Annotated in this window: 17 protein-coding genes and 1 pseudogene; 11 read left to right on the forward strand and 7 right to left on the reverse strand. The window is 72.9% G+C overall.

Features of this window, described 5'->3' with window-relative positions; translation table 11 throughout:
* The first annotated feature begins 55 nt into the window (after positions 1-55).
* Positions 56-1285 (forward strand): MFS transporter, encoded by a 1230-nt coding sequence (locus OG625_RS29480; RefSeq protein WP_329391079.1) that lies wholly within the window; start codon positions 56-58, stop codon positions 1283-1285.
* Between the two features lie 9 nt (positions 1286-1294).
* Entirely contained in the window at positions 1295-2275 is a 981-nt protein-coding gene (dapD, locus tag OG625_RS29485; RefSeq protein ID WP_329387041.1) for a 2,3,4,5-tetrahydropyridine-2,6-dicarboxylate N-succinyltransferase, read from the forward strand.
* An 87-nt stretch (positions 2276-2362) separates the two neighbouring features.
* On the opposite strand, the gene OG625_RS29490 is transcribed toward dapD, so the two are convergent.
* The 3 genes and pseudogenes from OG625_RS29490 to OG625_RS29500 form a co-directional block, all read right to left on the reverse strand.
* Positions 2363-2617 carry a hypothetical protein gene (locus tag OG625_RS29490; protein ID WP_329387043.1) on the reverse strand — a complete coding sequence of 85 codons (255 nt, stop codon included), beginning with the start codon at positions 2615-2617 and terminating at the stop codon, positions 2363-2365.
* Positions 2618-2725: 108 nt separating this feature from the next.
* Positions 2726-2872: pseudogene (locus OG625_RS29495) on the reverse strand (hypothetical protein); the annotation flags it as partial.
* 270 nt (positions 2873-3142) lie between these two features.
* On the reverse strand, positions 3143-4984 hold the full coding sequence (locus OG625_RS29500; protein ID WP_329387047.1) for an endonuclease/exonuclease/phosphatase family protein: 1842 nt from the start codon (positions 4982-4984) through the stop codon (positions 3143-3145).
* 366 nt (positions 4985-5350) lie between these two features.
* On the opposite strand from OG625_RS29500, the gene OG625_RS29505 reads away from it, so the two are divergent.
* Positions 5351-6871, forward strand: coding sequence for a hypothetical protein (locus OG625_RS29505; protein WP_329387049.1), 1521 nt, complete (start codon positions 5351-5353; stop codon positions 6869-6871).
* 158 nt (positions 6872-7029) lie between these two features.
* Positions 7030-8469, forward strand: a complete 1440-nt coding sequence (locus OG625_RS29510) for an alkaline phosphatase PhoX (protein ID WP_329387051.1) — start codon at positions 7030-7032, stop codon at positions 8467-8469.
* A 58-nt stretch (positions 8470-8527) separates the two neighbouring features.
* Here the strand turns inward: OG625_RS29510 and OG625_RS29515 are convergent, their stop codons facing one another.
* From OG625_RS29515 to OG625_RS29530, 4 genes are all read right to left on the reverse strand, one after another.
* Positions 8528-8704 carry a hypothetical protein gene (locus tag OG625_RS29515; protein WP_329387053.1) on the reverse strand — a complete coding sequence of 59 codons (177 nt, stop codon included), beginning with the start codon at positions 8702-8704 and terminating at the stop codon, positions 8528-8530.
* Positions 8705-8806: 102 nt separating this feature from the next.
* On the reverse strand, positions 8807-10063 hold the full coding sequence (locus tag OG625_RS29520) for a TerD family protein (protein WP_329387055.1): 1257 nt from the start codon (positions 10061-10063) through the stop codon (positions 8807-8809).
* A gap of 62 nt (positions 10064-10125) precedes the next feature.
* Positions 10126-10347: a hypothetical protein gene (locus tag OG625_RS29525; RefSeq protein ID WP_329387057.1), complete on the reverse strand. Its 222-nt coding sequence runs from the start codon at positions 10345-10347 to the stop codon at positions 10126-10128.
* Between the two features lie 204 nt (positions 10348-10551).
* A complete protein-coding gene (locus tag OG625_RS29530) occupies positions 10552-12102 on the reverse strand; it encodes an aldehyde dehydrogenase (NADP(+)) (RefSeq protein WP_329387059.1) in 1551 nt (516 codons plus the stop codon).
* A 157-nt stretch (positions 12103-12259) separates the two neighbouring features.
* On the opposite strand from OG625_RS29530, the gene OG625_RS29535 reads away from it, so the two are divergent.
* The 7 genes from OG625_RS29535 (at position 12260) to OG625_RS29565 (ending at position 18993) form a co-directional block, all read left to right on the forward strand.
* On the forward strand, positions 12260-13042 hold the full coding sequence (locus OG625_RS29535) for an IclR family transcriptional regulator (RefSeq protein WP_329387061.1): 783 nt from the start codon (positions 12260-12262) through the stop codon (positions 13040-13042).
* A gap of 93 nt (positions 13043-13135) precedes the next feature.
* On the forward strand, positions 13136-14152 hold the full coding sequence (locus tag OG625_RS29540) for a hypothetical protein (protein ID WP_329387063.1): 1017 nt from the start codon (positions 13136-13138) through the stop codon (positions 14150-14152).
* Positions 14152-15468 (forward strand): sensor histidine kinase, encoded by a 1317-nt coding sequence (locus tag OG625_RS29545; RefSeq protein WP_329387065.1) that lies wholly within the window; start codon positions 14152-14154, stop codon positions 15466-15468. Before OG625_RS29540 ends, OG625_RS29545 begins: the two co-directional genes overlap by 1 nt.
* Entirely contained in the window at positions 15465-16139 is a 675-nt protein-coding gene (locus tag OG625_RS29550) for a response regulator transcription factor (RefSeq protein ID WP_329387067.1), read from the forward strand. Before OG625_RS29545 ends, OG625_RS29550 begins: the two co-directional genes overlap by 4 nt.
* 62 nt (positions 16140-16201) lie before the next feature.
* Complete coding sequence (locus OG625_RS29555; RefSeq protein ID WP_329387069.1) at positions 16202-17650, forward strand: peptidoglycan D,D-transpeptidase FtsI family protein; 1449 nt, start codon at positions 16202-16204, stop codon at positions 17648-17650.
* 61 nt (positions 17651-17711) lie between these two features.
* Positions 17712-18203: a GNAT family N-acetyltransferase gene (locus tag OG625_RS29560; protein ID WP_443067799.1), complete on the forward strand. Its 492-nt coding sequence runs from the start codon at positions 17712-17714 to the stop codon at positions 18201-18203.
* Positions 18204-18285: 82 nt separating this feature from the next.
* A complete protein-coding gene (locus OG625_RS29565) occupies positions 18286-18993 on the forward strand; it encodes a DsbA family oxidoreductase (RefSeq protein ID WP_329387071.1) in 708 nt (235 codons plus the stop codon).
* The last annotated feature ends 28 nt before the right edge of the window (positions 18994-19021 follow it).

Here is a 19021-nt window from a genome sequence, read left to right on the forward strand (position 1 = left end):
GACATAGTCCGTTCCCAAAAGGAACTTACTTGGGAACAAGGGGGGCACGGGTGTGCTGCAGGGGTTCAAGGACGTACCGAGGGTCGTGTGGCTGCTGGCTGCGGGGATCTTCGTCAATGCCGCCGTCAGCTTCACGTTCGTCTTCGTCTTCCTCTACCTGACGGGCCCGCGCGGACTCGGAGCCGCCCAGGCGGGCCTGATCGTCGGCATCGGCGGCGTCGGCCTGGTCGCCGGGAACTTCACCGGCGGCTGGTACGGCGACCGCTTCGGCCACCGCCGGGTGCTGCTCACCGCCTCCGCGCTCGGCGGGGCCGCCCTCGTCGTCCTGCCGGTGGTCCCCACCGTCCTGCTGGCCCTCGTCCTGCCGCTCGCCCAGTACGCCTCGGGGGTGGTCCGCGCCGCCAACTCCGCGCTGGTCGCCGTCACCGTCCCCGAGGGCTCCCGGCGCCAGGCCTTCGCCGTCACCCGCAGCCTGTCCAACGCCGGCTTCGCCGTGGGTGCACCGCTCGGCGCCCTCGTCGCGACCGGGCTCTCGTACGACTGGCTCTTCGTCGCGGACGGCCTCGGCACCCTCTTCTTCGCCCTCTGGACCGCCCGGGTCGTCCCGGCCAGGGCGGCCGCAGCTCCATCCGCGGCCCCGGACGGGGGTCTGGGCCGCGGAGGGCTGTGGCGCGAGCTGCGTGCCCGCCCCGCCGTACTCGTCCTGCTCGGCGCGATCGTCGTCATCGACGTCGTCTACCGGCAGCACCTCACGACCTTCCCCCTGTACCTCGCCGACCACGGCATGGACGTCAAGGCGTACGGACTGCTCATCGCGGTCAACTGCGGAGTGATCATGCTCCTGGAGATCCCCGCCACCCTGGCCCTGCGCCGGCGCTCCCCGCTGCCCATCATCGGGACCGGCCTGCTGCTCGTGGGCGGCGGCTACGCGATGCTGCTGCTCGGGGTGGGCGCCGCGACCGCCGTCGCGATGATGGTGCTGCTCACCCTCGGCGAGATCCTCTACAAGACCACCGCCACCGCGTACGTCGCCGACGAGTCACCGGAACACGCCATCGGCCGTTTCCAGAGCCTGTACGCGGGCGTGTCCATCAGTGGCTTCGTCCTCGCCGCACCCCTCGGCGGGCTCCTGTACGCCACCGCGCCCGGCCTGCTGTGGCCCCTGTGCGCCGTGCTCGGCGCGGCCGCCGGGGCAACCGTGCTGGCCATGGGCGCGCGGGGGGTGCGGCGACGCGGGCGACCGGCACATGAGACCGGTTCGCCCAGGGCGGCCGTCGCCGGTTAGGTTTCGGGCATGACTGCTACGCGTACCACCGGCGCCGTCGCCGCCGGACTTGCCACCCTCACCGCCGACGGCACCGTCCTCGACACCTGGTTCCCCGCCCCCGAGCTGGTCGCCGAGCCCGGCCCGGCCGGCACCGAGCGCCTCACCGCCGAGCAGGCCGTGGAGCTCCTCGGCGCCGCCGCGGCCAAGGCGATCCGCCAGGACGCGGTCCGCGGAGTCGAGGTCGTAGCCGTCCGTACCGTCATCGCCTCCCTGGAGGACAAGCCGCTGGACGCGCACGACGCGTACCTGCGCCTGCACCTGCTCAGCCACCGCCTGGTCAAGCCGCACGGCCAGAACCTGGACGGCGTCTTCGGCCTGCTGACCAACGTCGCCTGGACCTCGCTGGGCCCGGTCGCCGTCGACCAGGTCGAGACCGTGCGCCTCAACGCCCGCGCCGAGGGCCTGCACCTCCAGGTCACCTCGATCGACAAGTTCCCGCGGATGACGGACTACGTCGCCCCCAGGGGCGTGCGCATCGCCGACGCCGACCGGGTCCGCCTGGGCGCGCACCTCGCCGAGGGCACCACCGTCATGCACGAGGGCTTCGTCAACTTCAACGCCGGCACCCTCGGCACCTCCATGGTCGAGGGCCGCATCTCCGCGGGCGTCGTGGTCGGCGACGGCTCCGACATCGGCGGCGGCGCGTCCACCATGGGCACCCTCTCGGGCGGCGGCAAGCAGATCATCTCGATCGGCGAGCGCACCCTGATCGGTGCCGAGGCGGGCATCGGCATCGCGCTGGGCAGCGAGTGCGTCGTCGAGGCCGGCCTGTACGTGACCGCGGGCACCCGCGTCACCCTGCCGGACGGCCAGGTCGTCAAGGCCCTGGAGCTCTCCGGCGCCGACAACATCCTCTTCCGCCGCAACTCGGTCACCGGCGCCGTCGAGGCCCGCCCGTACAAGGCGAACTGGGGCGGCCTGAACGAGGTCCTGCACAGCCACAACTGAGGCTCCCCGCCGATACCGGAACACCGGAACGCCCTCCCACCCCGACCGGGGTGGGAGGGCGTTCTCGTGTGCCGGGGAGGGGGCGGGTCAGCGCAGCGGCATCCTGCGGACCAGGCTGGCGAAGGCCTCCTCTTCGGCCTCGGTCAGCTCCACCGCCTCCATCGGGTGCGCGGCGGTGCCGCGCTGCGCCGGGATCACCGCCAGGCCCTCGAAGGCGCCTGGCTCGGGCTGGTGGAAGCGGCTGTCCCACAGCATGTGGCCCAGGCCGACGAGCCAGACGAGGGCGGCCACGAGCAGGACGGCGAGGCCGATTTCCTGGGCGAGGGAGATGGAGGGGAACACGCGGTGCTCCAAAAGCGAGGGTGCAAGATCGGGCGTGCAGACACTCAACACCACAACCGGGCGATTTCGGAGGCGATGTGGCGAGCGTCACGCCAGGGCCGAAAGTCCCTACTTTGGTACGAGTCGGTCCTTCAGTGACAGCTTGAAGCCCTCGTGACTGCGGGCGAAGCCCAGCCGTTCGTAGAACCGGTGCGCCGCCGTACGCCGCTTGCTGCTGGTCAGCTGGACCAGCCCGCAGCCGCGCTCGCGGGCCCGCTCCACGGCCAGCCGCATCAGTCGCCGCGATGGCCGAGAAGGCCCGCTCGTGCGCCTCCCAGACCACGACCGAAGCCGGGTCCACGACCCGGTCCTCGTCGGCCAGCAGGGCGAGTACGGCGGGGTCCCGGCGGGTGGCCTCACGGAAGTTCATGGCCGGATTGTGGCAGGGGGCCCGGCCTGGGGGCACTCCCCCAGCCTCCGGCCGGGGGTACCCCCACCCAGCGGTAGCCGGGGGAGACGGCGGCCGGACCCCCTGCGGTCCGGGGGTTACGGGCGGAAGCGCAGCACCTGCGGGTCGTGGTCGCTGTTCTGGGCCGAGAACTCCGCGTTGATGTGCACGCTGTCGTACGAGAAGTTCTTGATCGACGGGCTGGTCAGGATCTGGTCCAGCACCTGCGCGTTGCCCTGGAAGACGTACGAGTACCGCTCCGACTTCGGCAGCGACATGATCGCCGGGTACAGCGCCCCGCCGTCGGCGAGCGCCTGCGTGGTCGCCGAGAACTCGAAGTCGTTGATGTCACCGAGGACGACGACGTTCGCCTGCTTCTCGGCCGCCAGGATCTCCTTCACGAAGGAGTTCACGGCCTGCGCCTGGAGCAGGCGCTTCTCCTCGGACTTGCGCACCGGCGGCTGGTGGTGCGAGGCCAGGCCCTCGTCGCCGCCCTTGGAGCCGAAGTGGTTGGCGATCACGAAGACGGTCCGGCCGCGGAAGACGAACTCGCCGGCCAGCGGCTTGCGGCTGTCGGCCCACGCCGGGTTCGCCGGGTCGATCCGGCCGGGGGAGTGGGTGAGGGCCGCGTGGCCGTTCTCCCGGACCACGCCGTTCGCGGTCGTCGCGTCGCCCGCGGCGCGGTCGGTGAAGGAGACCCGGGCGGGGTTGAAGAGGAACACCTGGCGGATGTTGCCGCCGGGCTCGCCGCCGTCCTTCTTGTCCTCCGGGTTGACGGTGCGCCACTGGTACGCCGGGCCGCCCGCGGCGACGATCGCGTCGGTGAACTTGGTCAGCGTCTGCTCGGCCGAGACGGTGCCGTCGTTCTTGGCGCCGTTGTCGTCCTGGATCTCCTCCAGGGCGAGGATGTCGGGCGAGGCGAGGTTCTCGACGACCGCCTTGGCGAGGTTGTCGAACTTCTCCTGCGGGTCGGTCGGGTCGAGGTTCTCGACGTTGTACGTCGCCACCGCGAGCTCACCCGGGCTCTGCGCCCGGGTCTTCTCCGGGGCGAGGGTGCCCGCCTTGACGGTACCGAGGGTACGGGCCACCAGCGTGTAGCCGCCGAACTGGTTGAAGTCCAGGGGGCCTTCGGTGGTGCCCGTCAGCTTGTCGCCGACGTTGGCCACCGGGAAGGGCTGCTGCGCGATCGGCGCGAGCTGCTGGATCTGGAGGCGGCCGGTGTTCTGGGACTCGTAGGAGCCGTAGACCGTGCCACCGCGACGGGTGGGGTTCTCCCAGCCCTTCACCGTGACCCACAGCTCCGAGTACGGGTCGGTGGCGCCGACCACGCGGGAGGTGCCGATCGCCACGTTCATGCCCTCGAGGGACTCGTAGAAGTCCAGGGCGTAGCGCGCGGGCTCCAGGGCCAGGCCGTTGATGCTGCCGGCGGCGGCCGCGTCGCCGGCCGGGGCGTACTCGGCGGGCACGGTGTACTCGTTGATCGCGGCGGCCGCGGGCAGGGCGTTGCCCGAGGAGGCCACCTTGACGGTGGGCTTGGAGATCTGGGTGACGGACTGGTTGCCGGAGGCGACCCCGCCCGGGATGTACTCGCCGACGGTGCCGGAGACGGTGACCGCGTCGCCCACGGCGACGGTCGGGACCGAGCTGGTGAAGACGAACACGCCCTCGCTGGTGGCGTCGTTGTCGTCGGCGTCCGGGTCCTGGATCCAGAAACCGCGGGAGCCGTACGTGCGTACGCCCGTCACGATGCCGGTGACGTCGGCGACCTGCTTGCCGGCCAGCGGGGATATCCGGGTGGTGCCCTGAATGTCGTGGATGCGTATCGGATCGGCGGACACGGCGCCTTCGGCCGCGTCGGCGGAGCCCGCGAGCAGGCCGGTGGCCAGCGCGGTGGCGACGAGGGCCGCGACGGCGGCGGAACGGGGATGCGAGGAGCGCATGGGCAGGAACTCCGGTGTGGGATGAGGGATGACGCAGAAGGGGGGTGGGCAGCGGGCCCCGCGGGGTTTGCGGCCCCTTGGTTCCCGACATGTCTACGCGCGTCAATTTCCTGTGTGACCAGCAAAGTTGTCAAGCCCTCCAGGGAATACGCCGGTTGACTGTGGGATGAACCAAAGGTGATGGGTCGCCAGGACCGCCCGAAATGCGTCTACGCTGGGGCTTCCGGCCGGCAGGCCGGCCGGTCGAACGGGCGCCGGGCTCAGCCTCCGGTTCGCCCCTGGCCCCGCTCCGGCCCGCCCGGTTGGGCCCGACCTGCCCCGCCCTGACCCGCCCCACAGCGTTCGCTTCGCGAGGAGAACCGCCCCATGTCCGCAGAGCCGCACCCCACGCTGCCGCCGGTACGGTTGCCCGCCGATGCGGAACTGGCCCGCGACGCCCTCGTCGCCCCGCTGTTCGCGCGGGCCGTCCGGCTGGCCCGCTGGGCCGGACCGGACACCCGCGTCGAGGCGGGCGGTGAACTCGTCGCCGACCAACTGCCCGAGGCCGTCGCGGTGCTCGGCCTCGACCCCTCCGATGAGGACTGCGTCGTGTACGCGAGCCAGGCGTGGCGGGTGGCCGTGGACACCGGGCTGGTCGACGTGACCGAACCCGATGAGGAAGGGGCGGAAGGGGCGGACGCGGCGGCCGGGGCCGACGGGGAGGCGGGCGCGGCGCAGTCCGGCACCGCCGTGCCCGGAGAGGACCTCGCGCTGGTGACGGGCGGTGCGCCCGGCGACGTACTCGACCTGTGGCTGGCGGCCCTTGACACGGTGCTCGCCGACGCCGCCGTCCCCGACCTGGACGACCTCGTCGACGCGCTGGACGCGGGCGGCGAGATCGACTTCGACCAGCTGGACTGGAACCCGCGCCGCGAGGCGGACTTCCTCGACGGGGTGCTCGCCAACCTCTACCTGCTCACCGTCGCCGAGGGCGGGGTGGCGGACGCACCGGTTCCGCTGCCGGTGCTCGCCGCGTCGATGGTCGTGCCCGACGGCATGGGCGAGCCGACCGACGCCGTGCTGGAGCAGGTCTCGGACGCGATGATGCGGCTCGACGACCAGTTCCGGCAGCTGGAGCCGATCGGGCTGGTGGAGTACCAGCCGGTCGACGAGGCGCTGATGGCGGAGGCCGAGGGACCGGAGGACGGCGAGGGTGCGGGCGGCGGGTTCGGCGGGGACGAGGAGGACGTGTCCCGCTACGGGATGGTCCGTCTGACCCCGCTCGGCCGGTACGGGATCCGCGCGCGCATGCTGGAGGCCGGGGTCGAGGCCCCCGCCGTCGGCGACCTGGCCGACAAGGGCGCCGACGCGCTGCTCGACGGGGTCTCGCACTACCCGGAGAGCGCGGCGCAGGCCGAGATCGAGCAGTGGCTGGCCGGCCGTGAACTGCCCACCGCGGTGGCCGAACTGCTGGCCGCGGCCCGCGGTGACGACGAGGGTGCCCCGCTGCGCCGGCTGCGCTGCCAGCAGGCCCTCGCCCCGGCCGGGCCACAGGCCGAGCCCGCTGTCCGCGCGGTGCTCGACGACCCGGAACTCGGCGGGCTCGCCCGGGTCTGGCTGGCCGAGCGCGGGGCGGCCGACGTACCGGCGCCCGACGGGGCCATGGTGTTCTGGCTGACCGTCGACACGATCGCGGCGCAGCTCGCCACCGACGGGGAGACGGAGGAGCTGCCGCTGCTGATGGAGACCCTGACCGCTCATCACGCGGGGTTCTTCGACCAGGTGTGGCGGGTGGAGCACCCGGCGACGGCGTACGTCCTGGAGGCGATGGGCCGGCTGCACCCGGACAAGAAGGCGGCGAAGGAGGCCCGGAAGGCGGCGTTCAAGGCGCGCTCCCGGCAGAACTGACCGGAACGCGCCCTTCTTGGCGCGGAGTTGGCCATTCCGCCCACCGGAAAGGGGTCGACCCCTCTTCGTGGGTAGTTCAGCCGCCGTTCACGTGCGGGCGGGAGCGTGTGCGCCGACGACCGCACACAGGCGCACCACCTCCCACCCCTGGAGACCCGATGCCGCTCAGCCGTAGAGACTTCACCGCCCGCACCGTGATCGCCGGTGCCGGAGTCGCCCTCACCGGGACGGTCGGCGCACTCGCCACCGCCCCGGGAGCCCTTGCGGCCGAGGACACCACGCCCCGCGACGAGCACGGGCGGCCCTGCGAGCCCGGCTACGGCCCCCTCGTCCCCGACCCGGCCGGCATCCTCGCGCTCCCCGCCGGATTCAAGTACCGTGTGATCACCCACAGCGGGGTCACCACACTGGAGTCGGGCGAGACCACCCCGTCCAACCACGACGGCACTGCCGCCTTCGAGGGCCACCGCGGGGTCACGCTCCTCGTCAACAACCACGAGCTCAAGGGCAAGCGGTCGAACTGGGCCCACCCCGTCCCGCTCGTCGAGGGCCTCGTCTACGACCCGGCCGCGGCCGGCGGCTGCACGGTCGTCGAGGTCCGCCGCGGCGGAGAGGTCGCCGAATGGGTGGGCATCGCCGGTACGTCGACCAACTGCGCGGGCGGCTCCACCCCCTGGAACACCTGGCTGACCTGCGAGGAGAACTCCGACCTCGCCGGCAAGAACGGCATGACCAAGGACCACGGCTACGTCTTCGAGGTCGACCCGCACGACCGCCGCGCCAACCAGGACCCGCGGCCCGTCAAGGCCTTCGGACGCTACGACCACGAGGCCGTCGTCATCGACCCGCGCACGGGTCATGCCTACCTGACCGAGGACGCCTCCGGCCCCAACGGGCTGCTCTACCGCTGGACCCCGCCGGCCGGCTTCCGGCACGGGCGCGGCAAGCTCCGTACCCTCGCCGCCGACGCGGGCGTGCTCCAGGCCGCCAAGTGCATCGACAGCTCGGGCCTGTTCGTCGACGACCTCTCGCGCGCCACGAAGATCGGCACCGTCTACGGGGTCGACTGGGTGGACGTCGCGGACCGCGACGCGCGGACCGTGCCGGTGCGCAAGCAGTTCGGGGACAGCGCCGTGACGCGCGGCCGCAAGCTGGAGGGCATGTGGTGGGCCGACGGCGGGGCGTACTTCGTCTCCTCCTACGCCCGTGAGGAGAGCCCGGGCGCGGCCCACGACGGCCAGGTGTGGTTCTACGACCCGAAGCGCCGCACGATCCGGCTGACCGTGCTGATCGGGGTCAACGCGGACCCGTCGGTGGCCGGCGGCTACGACGGCCCCGACAACATCACGGTGTCGCCGTACGGCGGCCTGGTCCTCGCCGAGGACGGCTCCGGCTTGCAGCACCTGTTCGGCGCGACCGCATCGGGCCGCACCTACCCGCTCGCCCGCAACGAGCTGAACATCGGTACGCCGGAGGAGCCGGAGTACTCCGAGTTCGCCGGTGTCTGCTTCTCCCCGGACGGGCGCACGCTGTACGTCAACATCCAGGACCCGGGCATCATGCTGGCCGTCACCGGTCCGTGGCGGCGCGCGAACTGACGGCTGGGTCGCTGACGTCTGACGCCTGACGCGAGGGCGCGCCAGGCACGGAGTCCCGCTACTGCGACGCGGAAACCTCCGCGCGGGAGGCCTCGGCCCACTCGGCGAGCAGGAACTCGTACGCGTCCGAGGGCCACTCGCCGTCCACCCGCGTCTCGACGAGGTGCCGAATCGCCTCGTTCGCCTCGGCGGCGGACGGGCGGGCGGGCCCCGCGGGGGTGAGTGACTCCTTCATGCGTTCAAGGCTACGGGCGGGCACTGACAGCCACCTCCGAATTCAGGGTGGAATCGATCACCCGGAACGGTCCTCGGTGGCTCCATGTGCCCGCCCACCTGCTCAGAGTGCCTGCGCGGCGGGCTTGACCATGCCGCGCACTGTGCGCGACTTCACAAACTCGCCCATGGCCGTCATCTCCCACTCGCCGGAGAACTGCTTGATCAGCTTCGCCATCATCACCCCGGTCTGCGGCTCGGCGCTGGTGAGGTCGAAGCGCACCAGCTCCTCGCCGGTCGCCGCGTCGATCAGGCGGCAGTAGGCCTTGGCGACATCGGTGAACTTCTGGCCCGAGAAGGAGTTGACCGTGAAGACCAGGCCCGTGGCGTCGGCGGGGATCCGGCCCAGGTCCACCACGATCACCTCGTCGTCGCCCGCGCCCTCGCCGGTGAGGTTGTCACCCGAATGCTTGATGGCCCCGCCCAGGATGGACAGCTTGCCGAAGTAGCAGCTGTCGATGTGGTTGCGCTGCGGGCCGTACGCGATGACGGAGGCGTCGAGGTCGATGTCCCGGCCGCGGAAGGCGGGCTCCCAGCCGAGGCCCATCTTGACCTGGGAGAGCAGCGGGCGGCCGCCCTTGACCAGGGAGACGGTCTGGTTCTTCTGGAGGCTGACCCGGCCCTTGTCCAGGTTGATCTTCCCGGTGCCCGGCGGGGCGGCCGCGGGGGCCGGCGCGGGCGGGGCGGGCGGCGCTGCCGGGGTGACCGGCGTGGGTGTCGTGGCGCCGCCGAGCCAGGGGGAGGCCGGGTAGGCGCCGGCGGGCTGCGCCGGGGGAGTCGGCGGCGCGGGCGGGGCGACGGGCGGGGCGGCCGCGGCCGGAGCCGGCTCCTCTTCCACGGAGACCCCGAAGTCGGTCGCGATGCCGGCGAGGCCGTTCGCGTACCCCTGGCCGACCGCGCGCACCTTCCACACACCGCCGCGCTGGTAGACCTCGACGACGACGAGCGCGGTCTCCGAGCCCAGCTGCGGCGGGGTGAAGGTGGAGATCACCGAGCCGCCGACCGCATCGCGCACGGTGGCGGTGGGCTCGATGCCCTGGAAGGTCTGACCGGCGGCGTCGGGGCTGGCCGTGACCACGATCCGCTCGATGCCCGGGGGGAGCGCGCCGGTGTCCACCGTGACGGAGTCGGGAGCCGTGCCGCCGCCGGAGCGGTAGCTGACACCGGGCCCGGTGGGCTGGTTGAAGAAGATGAAGTCGGCGTCGGAGCGCACCTTGCCGTCCGCAGTGAGGAGCAGGGCCGATACGTCGAGGCGCACCGGCGCGGCCACGTCCACCGTCACGCGGACGGTGTTGAGCGGCAGGTTGGAACCAGGGGTCATAGCGGTCATGCCCGGAGAACGACCGGAGGTGCCGTGCCGTTCCCTTGCTCTCGCGCGATATTTCAGCGCCGGTTGCGGGGGTGGCCCCGCGCGACGCGCTCGTTGCCGAACTTGTACGAGCCGGTCCAGCGGGCCATCACGAGCTGCGCGTCGCCGGACTCCACCTCGGCCAGGAACTTCTCGGCCCGGCCCCCGCGCAGGGTGGCCGCGGCGCGACCCCGGTGGGTGATGACGACGGAGTCGTCCCTGTGGCGTTCGTACGTGAACCCGTGCGGCTTCGGCATACCCGGAGCCTGCCCCGCGTGAGGCGGAGCGGGCAACGGGTTTACGGGCGGCCCGGCAGGGAGCCCGGCACGCACGGCGGGGCGCCGGGTCGGTCCGTGGCCCGGAGGCCTTCGCCGCGGGCGCGCGGGCGCCCGTGCCCGCGACCCGCAGCCCGGTCCCCGCGGCTTGCCGGCAGGGACCGGCAGGGACCGGCGGGCGCCCGCTCAGCCGCCCGTCACCCGCCGGGGCAGCCCCAGCGGGTTGGCCTCGCGGAGCTCCACCGGGAGGAGGGCGTCCGGGACGGACTGGTAGGCCACCGGACGGAGCCAGCGCTCGATCGCGGTCCCGCCGACCGAGGTGGAGTGGGAGGTCGCGGCCGGGTACGGGCCGCCGTGGTGCTGGGCGGGGGCCACCGCGACCCCGGTCGGCCAGCCGTTGACCACGATCCGCCCCGCCAGGCCCGTGACCTGCTCGATCAGCTCCGCGGCCGGGCCCGGCGCGCCCTCGGTCTCGGCGGCCGACAACTGGAGGGTGGCGCTCAGGTTCCCGGGGAGCAGCCCGAGCACCGCGGCCGCCTCGCGCTGGTCGGCGTACCGTACGACCACGGTGATGGGGCCGAAGCACTCCTCCAGCAGGACCTCGTAGGACCCGCCCTCGGTCAGCTCGGTGCCCTCGGCGTCCTGCGTCAGTAGCCGCGCCGGCACGGTCAGATATCCCGCCCCGACGGTGTGCTCCCCGCCCGAGCCCGGGGTGACCGGCGCGTCGACCCCGGACAGCGCGGCCCGCTCGCGCACCCCCGCGATGAAGTTCTCCCGCATCCGGTGGTCGAGCAGCACCCCCGGCTCGGTCTCCCCGAGCGCCTTGGTCAGCGCCCCGGTGAGCCGGTCGCCGTCCGCGCCCTCGGGAACCAGCACCAGGCCGGGCTTCACGCAGAACTGGCCGACCCCGAGGGTGACCGATCCCGCGAGCCCGCCGCCGATCTCCTCGGCGCGCTCGGCGGCCGCCGCCGGAGTGACCACGACGGGGTTGAGGGAGCCGAGCTCGCCGTGGAAGGGGATCGGCACGGGCCGCGCGGCGGCCGCGTCGAACAGGGCCCGCCCGCCCCGGATGGAGCCGGTGAACCCGGCGGCCGCCACCAGCGGGTGGCGGATCAGGGCCAGTCCGGCGTCGAAGCCGTGGACCACGCTCACCACATCGGCCGGCAGCCCGGATTCGACCGCCGCCCGGCGCAGCAGCGAGGCGCACAGCTCGGAGGTGGCGGGGTGGTCGGGGTGCGCCTTGACGACCACCGGGCAGCCGGCGGCCAGGGCGCTCGCGGTGTCCCCGCCCGGGACGGAGAAGGCCAGCGGGAAGTTGGAGGCGGCGTACACCGCGACCACGCCGAGCGGCACCTTGTAGCGGCGCAGTTCGGGGCGCGGCGGGCTGAGGGAGGGGTCGGCGCGGTCGATGCGGATGTCGAGGTACGCCCCCTCGTCCACGGCGTCGGCGAAGGCGCGCAGCTGGCCGGTGGTGCGGGCGAGCTCGCCGGTGAGCCGGCCGGGGCCGAGCGCGGTCTCGGCGTCGGCGGCCTCGATGACGTGGGCGGCGGCCCCGTCGAGCAGCGCGGCGGCGGCGCGCAGGAACGCGGCGCGGGCGGTGGCGTCGGCGAGCGCACCGCGGGCGGCATGGGCGGACCGTACCGCTTCGTCCACCTCCTGGGACGTGGCCTCCACCGCAACCTGCTCGCGCTGCTTCCCGGTGCGGGGGTCCACACTCCAGACTGGTGTCGTTGTCATGGCCCGCTGCCTCCTGGATCGTTCAGTATTCTGAACGCCGTTCCGGTGGATGAATGATCACATCTGCTGCGGACTCTATTTCCGCGTCCTGCTCGTGACAAGAGGCGACCAGCCGCGAGCAGGCGCGACCAGAGGCGACAAGAGGGGAAGCGCGCCCATGACGACGACCGAGGCGGGGCCCCCGGCCCAGGCGGCGGCGGTCAAATCGGCGGTCCGGACCGTGCTGCTCCTGGAGCACTTCGCGGCCCGGCCCGGACTGCACAGCCTGGCCGACATCCAGAACGACCTCTCCCTGCCCAAGTCCAGCCTCTACATGCTGCTGCGCACCCTGGTGAACCTGGGATGGGTGGAGACGGACGCCACGGGCACGCGGTACGGCATCGGCGTACGGGCCCTGCTCGTCGGCAGTTCGTACATCGACGGCGACGAGGTCGTCGCCGCCGCCCGGCCCACCCTGGACCGGCTCTCCGACGACACGACGGAGACCATCCACCTGGCCCGGATGGACGGGACGAGCGTGGTGTACCTGGCCACCCGCCAGTCCCAGCACTACCTGCGGCCCTTCACCCGGGTCGGTCGGCGGCTGCCCGTGCACTCGACGGCGCTCGGCAAGGCGCTGCTGGCCACGCACACGGACGAAGAGGTACGAGGACTGCTGCCGCGGCGGCTGGAAGCGGTCACCGAACACACGGTCACCGACCGGGAGCAGCTCATCGAGGAGCTGGCGCTGGTCCGGGAGCAGGGGTACGCGCTGGACCGGGAGGAGAACACGCTCGGGCTGCGCTGCTTCGGGGTGGCGATTCCGTACCGGACCCCGGCACGGGACGCGGTGAGCTGCTCGGTGCCGGTGGCCCGGCTGACGCCGGGGCACGAGCAGGCCATCAAGGCGGCGCTGTTCGAGGCGCGGGACCGGCTGTCGGTGGCGACGCGGCGCATGTGAGGCGGTGGACGGCGAGGTTCCTCCCCCGCCCGGGGGAGGAGGTTCCCCTTGGAGGGGGAGGTGGCGGGGCGGCGCGCGCGGGACCGTTGGGTCATGACCGAACGAGCCGTTCACACGATGCGCACACCGAACCCGGAGCGTGCGGAGCACGCACTGCGGCCGGTACGGCACGCCCCCGGGCAGGGGGCGTGGCGGCGGGCCCTGACGGTGGCGGCGCCGGCCGCCACGGTTCCCTACCTCGCCCTCAAGACGGCCTGGCTGGCCGGGAGCCGGATCGGCATACCGGACGGCAGCGTGCTGCTGGACCCGGATCCGTTCCTCATCGCGGCGAACGCCGTGACGGTGGCCATGGACGCCTGCGTGATCCTGCTCGTGCTGGTCCTCACCAGACCTTGGGGGCTGCGGGTGCCCGCCTGGCTGCTGACCGTCCCGGTGTTCGTGGCGACCGGGCTGCTGGCCCCGATCGTCACCGGCTTCCCGGGCCAACTCCTCGTACGGCTGCTCGGCTTCGGGGAGGGCACCGCCGCGAAGGCGGTCCGCGAGCCGTTCCTGGACCCCTGGGTGTTCAACGTCGTCTACACCGGGTTCGCGATCCAAGGACTCGCCCTGGCCGGGCTGTTCGTGCCCTATGCGCGGGAGCGCTGGGGCCGGCGGTGGCAGGGCGTGCCGGGGCCCCGGCTGCCGTCGTCCACGGGGGTGGTGGCGGCAGCCGCGGCAGCGGCCGGTCTGGCGGTGGCGGCGGTGTACGTCTACTGGGCCCTGGGGGGTGCGGCCGGCCTGGGATCCGAGCGGGCGGCAGCCCACTCGGCGGACACCGCCGTGGTGTCCTTCGTCCACGGGATGTGCGCGCTCGCCGCCGGGGCGGGGGCACTGATCCTGGCCCGCGGCGGGGCGCTCCGGGCGCGGTGGCCGCTCGGCCTCGCCTGGATCGGTGCGGGTGCGGCCCTGAGCTGGGGGACCTGGATGCTCGTCGTGTCGGCGGGGCCGCAGCTGGACGGCGGCGAAGGGCCCCCGGCGGCAGCCCTGTTGGCCTACGCTGGCCAGATGATCACCGGATCGCTCGCCGCCACCGTCCTCGCCCGGTTCCTCATATCGCGTCGCGAGGGGTGATGCGTGCGGCCCTGGGCGGGTTGCTGGGGGCGCGGGCCCGGCTGCGCTGGGTGCACCTGATACTCGGCGGGGCCCTGCTGATGCCGTACTTCTTCCTCACCCAGGTGGGCGTCGGCATGGTGGCCGGCGGGGTCAACGCCCTCAACTCCTTCCCACTGGCCCTCGCCGCCTACGCGGCCGCCCTGCCGCTCGCCGCGGCCACCGCCGCCTTCGGGCCGGTGCGGCCGCTGTCGGTGACGGCCGTCCGGGCCCTGTGCGAGGTGCCGGGGGACCGGCTGGCCGAGGGGCCGGCGAGGTCCTGGGCCGCCCGGGGGCGGACCTCCGCCTGGTGGACCCTGCACCTCGGGGTCGGCGCCCTGGTCAGCGGGCTCACGCTCGCGGTGCCGCCCATGGGGGTCGTGCTGATCGCGCTCCCGTTCGCGAGCGGGCTGCAGGAGACCGGGCTGGGGCTCGGCTGGTTCTCCACCGACGCCCAGCCGTACGTGGCACCGCTGCTCGGGATCGGCCTGCTGGCGGGGCTGACGCTCTGCGCCGCCGGAGCCGGGGCGCTGCTGGCCCGGCTGGCGGCCGTACTGCTCGGGCCGACCGCGGCGGACCGGCTGGCGGCGGCCGAGGAGCGGGCCGCGGACCTGGCCGTGCGCAACCGGCTGGCCCGGGAGCTGCACGACGCGGTCGGGCACGCACTGAGCGCCGTCACCCTCCAGGCGGTCGCCGCCCGGCGGGTGCTGGAGCGGGACCCGGAGTTCGTGCGGGAGGCGCTGGCCGCCATCGAGGACACCACCCGGCGGACGGTGGGGGAGCTGGACGCCGTACTGGGCCTGCTGCGCGACGGGGACCCGGCCCGGCCGGACGCCGCACCCGCACCGACCCTGGCCGCCGACCTCGACGGGCTGCTGGCCCGCACCCGGGCGGCCGGCGCCACCGTCACCGCCCACCAGGATCCGGGGCCCGCCGGGAACTGGGCGCAGCTCCCGGCGATCGCCTCCCGCGAGGCGTACCGGATCGTCCAGGAGGGCCTCAGCAACGCACTGCGGCACGGCGCGGGCCCGGTGGAACTGCGGATCCGCGAACAGCACGTGTCCCGCGTACAGGAGGGGCAGCGCCCCCGGCCGGAAGTCGTACTTCGTGAACTGGAGATCACCATGACCAATCCGCCCGCCCCGCCGGACGAGCGGGAGCCCCGTACCACCGGAGGCCGGGGGCTGCGCGGCGCAGCCGAACGGGCCGCGCTGCTCGGCGGCAGCATCGAGGCGGGCCCGCACGAGGGCCGGTGGCGGCTGCGGGCCGTCCTGCCGTTGGGGGAGGGCGCCCGATGACCGCGCCGAGCCGGCCCCCGCTGCGCATCGTGCTCTGCGACGACGAGCGGATGGTCCGCACCGCCCTGCGCGTCATCCTCGAAGCCGAGCCCGACCTGGAGGTGGTCGGCGAGGCGGCCACCGGGGCCGAGGCCGTCCCGCTGGTCCGGTCGCTGGCACCCGACGTGGTGCTGATGGACGTCCGGATGCCCGAGATAGACGGCATCCGGGCCACCGAGACGATCCTCGCCACCATGCCCGATCCGCCCCGGATCGTGGTCGTCACCACCTTCGAGAACGACGCCTACGTCTACGACGCGCTGCGGGCGGGGGCCTCCGGTTTCCTCCTCAAGCGTGCCGATCCCGACGAGCTGGTCGGCGCGGTCCGGCTCGTGGCCCGCGGCGACTCGCTGCTCTTCCCCGCCGCGGTCCGTTCCCTCGCCGCGGCCCACACGGCCGGGGCTCCGGCCGGCACCGCGCCCTGGGTGTCCCGGCTCACCGACCGGGAGGCCGACGTACTGCGCCTGATGGCCACCGGACTGTCCAACCACGAGATGAGCGAACGCCTCGGGGTCGGCCCTCAGACGGTCAAGACCCACGTGGCGGCGGTCCTCACCAAGACGGGCTCCCGTGACCGCACACAGGCGGTCATCGCGGCCTACGAGGGGGGCTTCATCATGAAGAAAAGCTGAGAACCCGGCCACAATCGGGGCAGAGCGGAACGGCTCGGGCGGTCGGGACGTCCTTCTGGGGGATGAACAAGACGATCAGGCGTGCGTCGGTCTTCTGTCTGCTCCTGGTGCTGGCCCTGCTGGTCCGCGTCACCTGGGTGCAGGCATACCAAGGCCAGGCCCTCGCAGACGACAAGCACAACCGGCGGAACCTCATCGGGCAGTACGAGAACCCGCTGGGCAACATCATCGTGGGCGGGGAGGCGATCACCGGTTCGACGAAGACGGGCGGCAAGGACTTCGGGTACAAGAGGACGTACACCGACGGGCCCCTCTACGCGCCGATCACCGGGTACAGCTCCCAGGCCTACGGCACGACGATGCTGGAGGGCATCTACAAGAACGTCCTCAACGGCTCCGACAGCCGGCTGAAGACCATGATGGACACGCTCACCAACAAGCGTGCCGCCCCGGGCAACGTCCTGACCACCATCGACAAGGACGTGCAGAAGGCCGCCTACGACGCGCTCCAGGGCAAGCAGGGCGCCGCCGTGGCCATCGACCCCGCGACGGGCGAGATCCTCGCCGTGGTGAACAACCCCTCCTTCGACCCGGGCCGCATCACCGGAGCCGCCGACGACAAGGCCTGGCAGGAGCTCTCCGCCGACAAGGGCAAGGCCATGGAGAACGTGGCGCTGCGCAAGCCCCAGGCGCCCGGCTCCACCTTCAAGCTCGTGACCCTCGCCGCGGCGATCGAGAACGGCCTCGTCACCAACCTGGACCAGACGACCGGCATCCCCGACCCGTACACGATCCCCGGCACCCGCACCCTGCTGCCCAGCGAGGCGGGCTCCGCGGCCTGCAACAACGTCTCGGTGCGCACGGCCCTCAGGCTGTCCTGCAACAACGTCTTCGCGGAGCTCGCGCACAAGCTCGGCCAGGACAAGATGCGCGCCATGGCGGAGAAGCTCGGCTTCAACACGCAGATCGACACCCCGGTCCGCACCAACCCGCCGAGCAAGTACCCGTCGAAGAAGATGTCCGTCGACCAGGTCGCGCAGACCGGCATCGGCCAGTTCGACGTGCAGGCCACCCCGCTCCAGATGGCGATGGTGACGGCCGCGATCGAGAACGGCGGCAAGCTCGTCGCCCCGCACATGGTCTCCGAGGTCACCGACGCCGGCGGCAACGTGCTGGAGAGCTTCAAGGATCCGAAGTCCCAGCAGGTCATGAGCGAGAAGACCGCCTCGATGATCCGTGACGCCATGAAGACCGTCGCCACCGAGGGAGGCGGCAAGCCGGCCCTGGTTTCGGGCGCCGAGGTGGGAGGCAAGACCGGTACCGCCCAGCGAGGCGTCAACAACAGCCTCGCCCCGCTCGCCTGGTTCACCTCCTACGGCAAGACGAACGGCAAGCAGATCGCCGTGGCCGTCGTCATCGAGAACTCGGACACCGACCGCTCCGAGATCGGGGGCGGCAAGCTGGCCGCCCCGATCGCCCAGAAGATGATGCAGGCGTGGCTCAAGAAGTAGCCGCGTACAGCACGCGGAACGCGCCGGGAACCGACACGGTTCCCGGCGCGTTTCCCTCTCCGTGATCAGGACCGCACAGCCTGCCGACCTCGACGCCATCGCCGCCCTCCACACCAGGGCCCGGGCCACCTACTACGTGGGCCACATCCCGGAGCAGGCCTACTCCGGCGAGGCCGAGACGGCGCGGACCCGAGAGGGCTGGTCGCGGGCCCTCGCCCGGCCCGCCGCCGAGGGCGGGGTGTTCTGCGCCGAGCGGGACGGCGAGGTCACCGGGGTCGCCGCCTTCCTCACCGCGGGCGGCGTGACCACCCTGACCCAGCTCCACGTCGACCCGGTCCACTGGCGCCGGGGCACAGGGGCCGCCCTGCACGCCGCCTGCCTCGACGCCTGGCGCCGCGCCGGTATAGCCCGGGTCCGCCTCGACGTCTACGTGCACAACCTGCGCGCGCAGGCCTTCTACGCCCGTCACGGCTGGCTCCCGGCCCCGGCCTCCGGCCGCACAGGCTCCCACCGCACCCTCTGGCTCACGGTGCCGCCACCGTCCGGGGAATGAGACGCCCCGAAGAGTGGTTGAAGCTCAAACAGTTCATGCGCACATGAGTGCTGCGTACCCAGGACCGGAGAGAAGAAGGACTATGCGCGTCGAGATCTGGAGCGACATCGCCTGCCCGTGGTGCTACATCGGCAAGGCCCGTTTCGCCAAGGGGCTGGCCGACTTCGCCCACCGCGACCAGGTGGAGGTCGTCTTCCGGTCGTTCGAGCTGGACCCGGGCGGCGCCAAGGGCGTCACCGCCCCCGTCGTGGAGATGCTCGCCGCGAAGTACGGCCGCACCCTGGACGAGGCGCGCGGCATGGAGGAGCACGTCGCGGCCACCGCCCGCGCCGAGGGGCTGGAGTACCGGACCGAGGGGCGCGACAACGGCAACACCTTCGACATCCACCGCCTGCTGCACCTGGCCGCCGCCCGCGGCCGCCAGGAGGAGCTGCTCGACCTCGCCTACCGGGCCAACTTCGGCGAGGAGCGCTCCGTCTTCGACCCCGAGGTGCTGATCGCGCTCGCCGTCGAGGCCGGGCTGGACGAGGCCGAGGCCCGCACCGTCCTCGCCGACGACTCCGCCTACGCGGCCGAGGTCCGCGCCGACGAGCGCGAGGCGGCCGAACTGGGTGCCAACTCCGTGCCGTTCTTCGTCCTCGACCGCCGGTTCGGGATCTCCGGCGGGCAGCCGGCCGATGTCTTCACCCGGGTCCTGGAGCAGGCGTGGGCCGGGCGCGAGATCGAGGAGCCGGCGGCCGCCGCCGAGGCGTGCGAGCCCGACGGAGCGTGCGCGGTCCCGCAGGTATAAGTGTTGCTTGGGGTGAGCGCAGGAAACT

This window comes from Streptomyces sp. NBC_01351, assembly GCF_036237315.1.
In the GTDB taxonomy this organism is placed as follows: Bacteria; Actinomycetota; Actinomycetes; order Streptomycetales; family Streptomycetaceae; genus Streptomyces.

Excerpts from the sequence above, each read along its gene's own strand:
- OG625_RS29500 (WP_329387047.1), bottom strand. The coding sequence starts at position 4,984 with ATGCGCTCCTCGCATCCCCGTTCCGCCGCCGTCGCGGCCCTCGTCGCC.
- OG625_RS29530 (WP_329387059.1), bottom strand. The coding sequence starts at position 12,102 with ATGACAACGACACCAGTCTGGAGTGTGGACCCCCGCACCGGGAAGCAG.
- OG625_RS29505 (WP_329387049.1), top strand. The coding sequence starts at position 5,351 with ATGTCCGCAGAGCCGCACCCCACGCTGCCGCCGGTACGGTTGCCCGCC.
- OG625_RS29555 (WP_329387069.1), top strand. The coding sequence starts at position 16,202 with ATGAACAAGACGATCAGGCGTGCGTCGGTCTTCTGTCTGCTCCTGGTG.
- OG625_RS29565 (WP_329387071.1), top strand. The coding sequence starts at position 18,286 with ATGCGCGTCGAGATCTGGAGCGACATCGCCTGCCCGTGGTGCTACATC.
- OG625_RS29515 (WP_329387053.1), bottom strand. The coding sequence starts at position 8,704 with ATGAAGGAGTCACTCACCCCCGCGGGGCCCGCCCGCCCGTCCGCCGCC.
- OG625_RS29525 (WP_329387057.1), bottom strand. The coding sequence starts at position 10,347 with ATGCCGAAGCCGCACGGGTTCACGTACGAACGCCACAGGGACGACTCC.
- dapD (WP_329387041.1), top strand. The coding sequence starts at position 1,295 with ATGACTGCTACGCGTACCACCGGCGCCGTCGCCGCCGGACTTGCCACC.
- OG625_RS29510 (WP_329387051.1), top strand. The coding sequence starts at position 7,030 with ATGCCGCTCAGCCGTAGAGACTTCACCGCCCGCACCGTGATCGCCGGT.
- OG625_RS29545 (WP_329387065.1), top strand. The coding sequence starts at position 14,152 with ATGCGTGCGGCCCTGGGCGGGTTGCTGGGGGCGCGGGCCCGGCTGCGC.
- OG625_RS29535 (WP_329387061.1), top strand. The coding sequence starts at position 12,260 with ATGACGACGACCGAGGCGGGGCCCCCGGCCCAGGCGGCGGCGGTCAAA.
- OG625_RS29540 (WP_329387063.1), top strand. The coding sequence starts at position 13,136 with ATGACCGAACGAGCCGTTCACACGATGCGCACACCGAACCCGGAGCGT.
- OG625_RS29550 (WP_329387067.1), top strand. The coding sequence starts at position 15,465 with ATGACCGCGCCGAGCCGGCCCCCGCTGCGCATCGTGCTCTGCGACGAC.
- OG625_RS29520 (WP_329387055.1), bottom strand. The coding sequence starts at position 10,063 with ATGACCCCTGGTTCCAACCTGCCGCTCAACACCGTCCGCGTGACGGTG.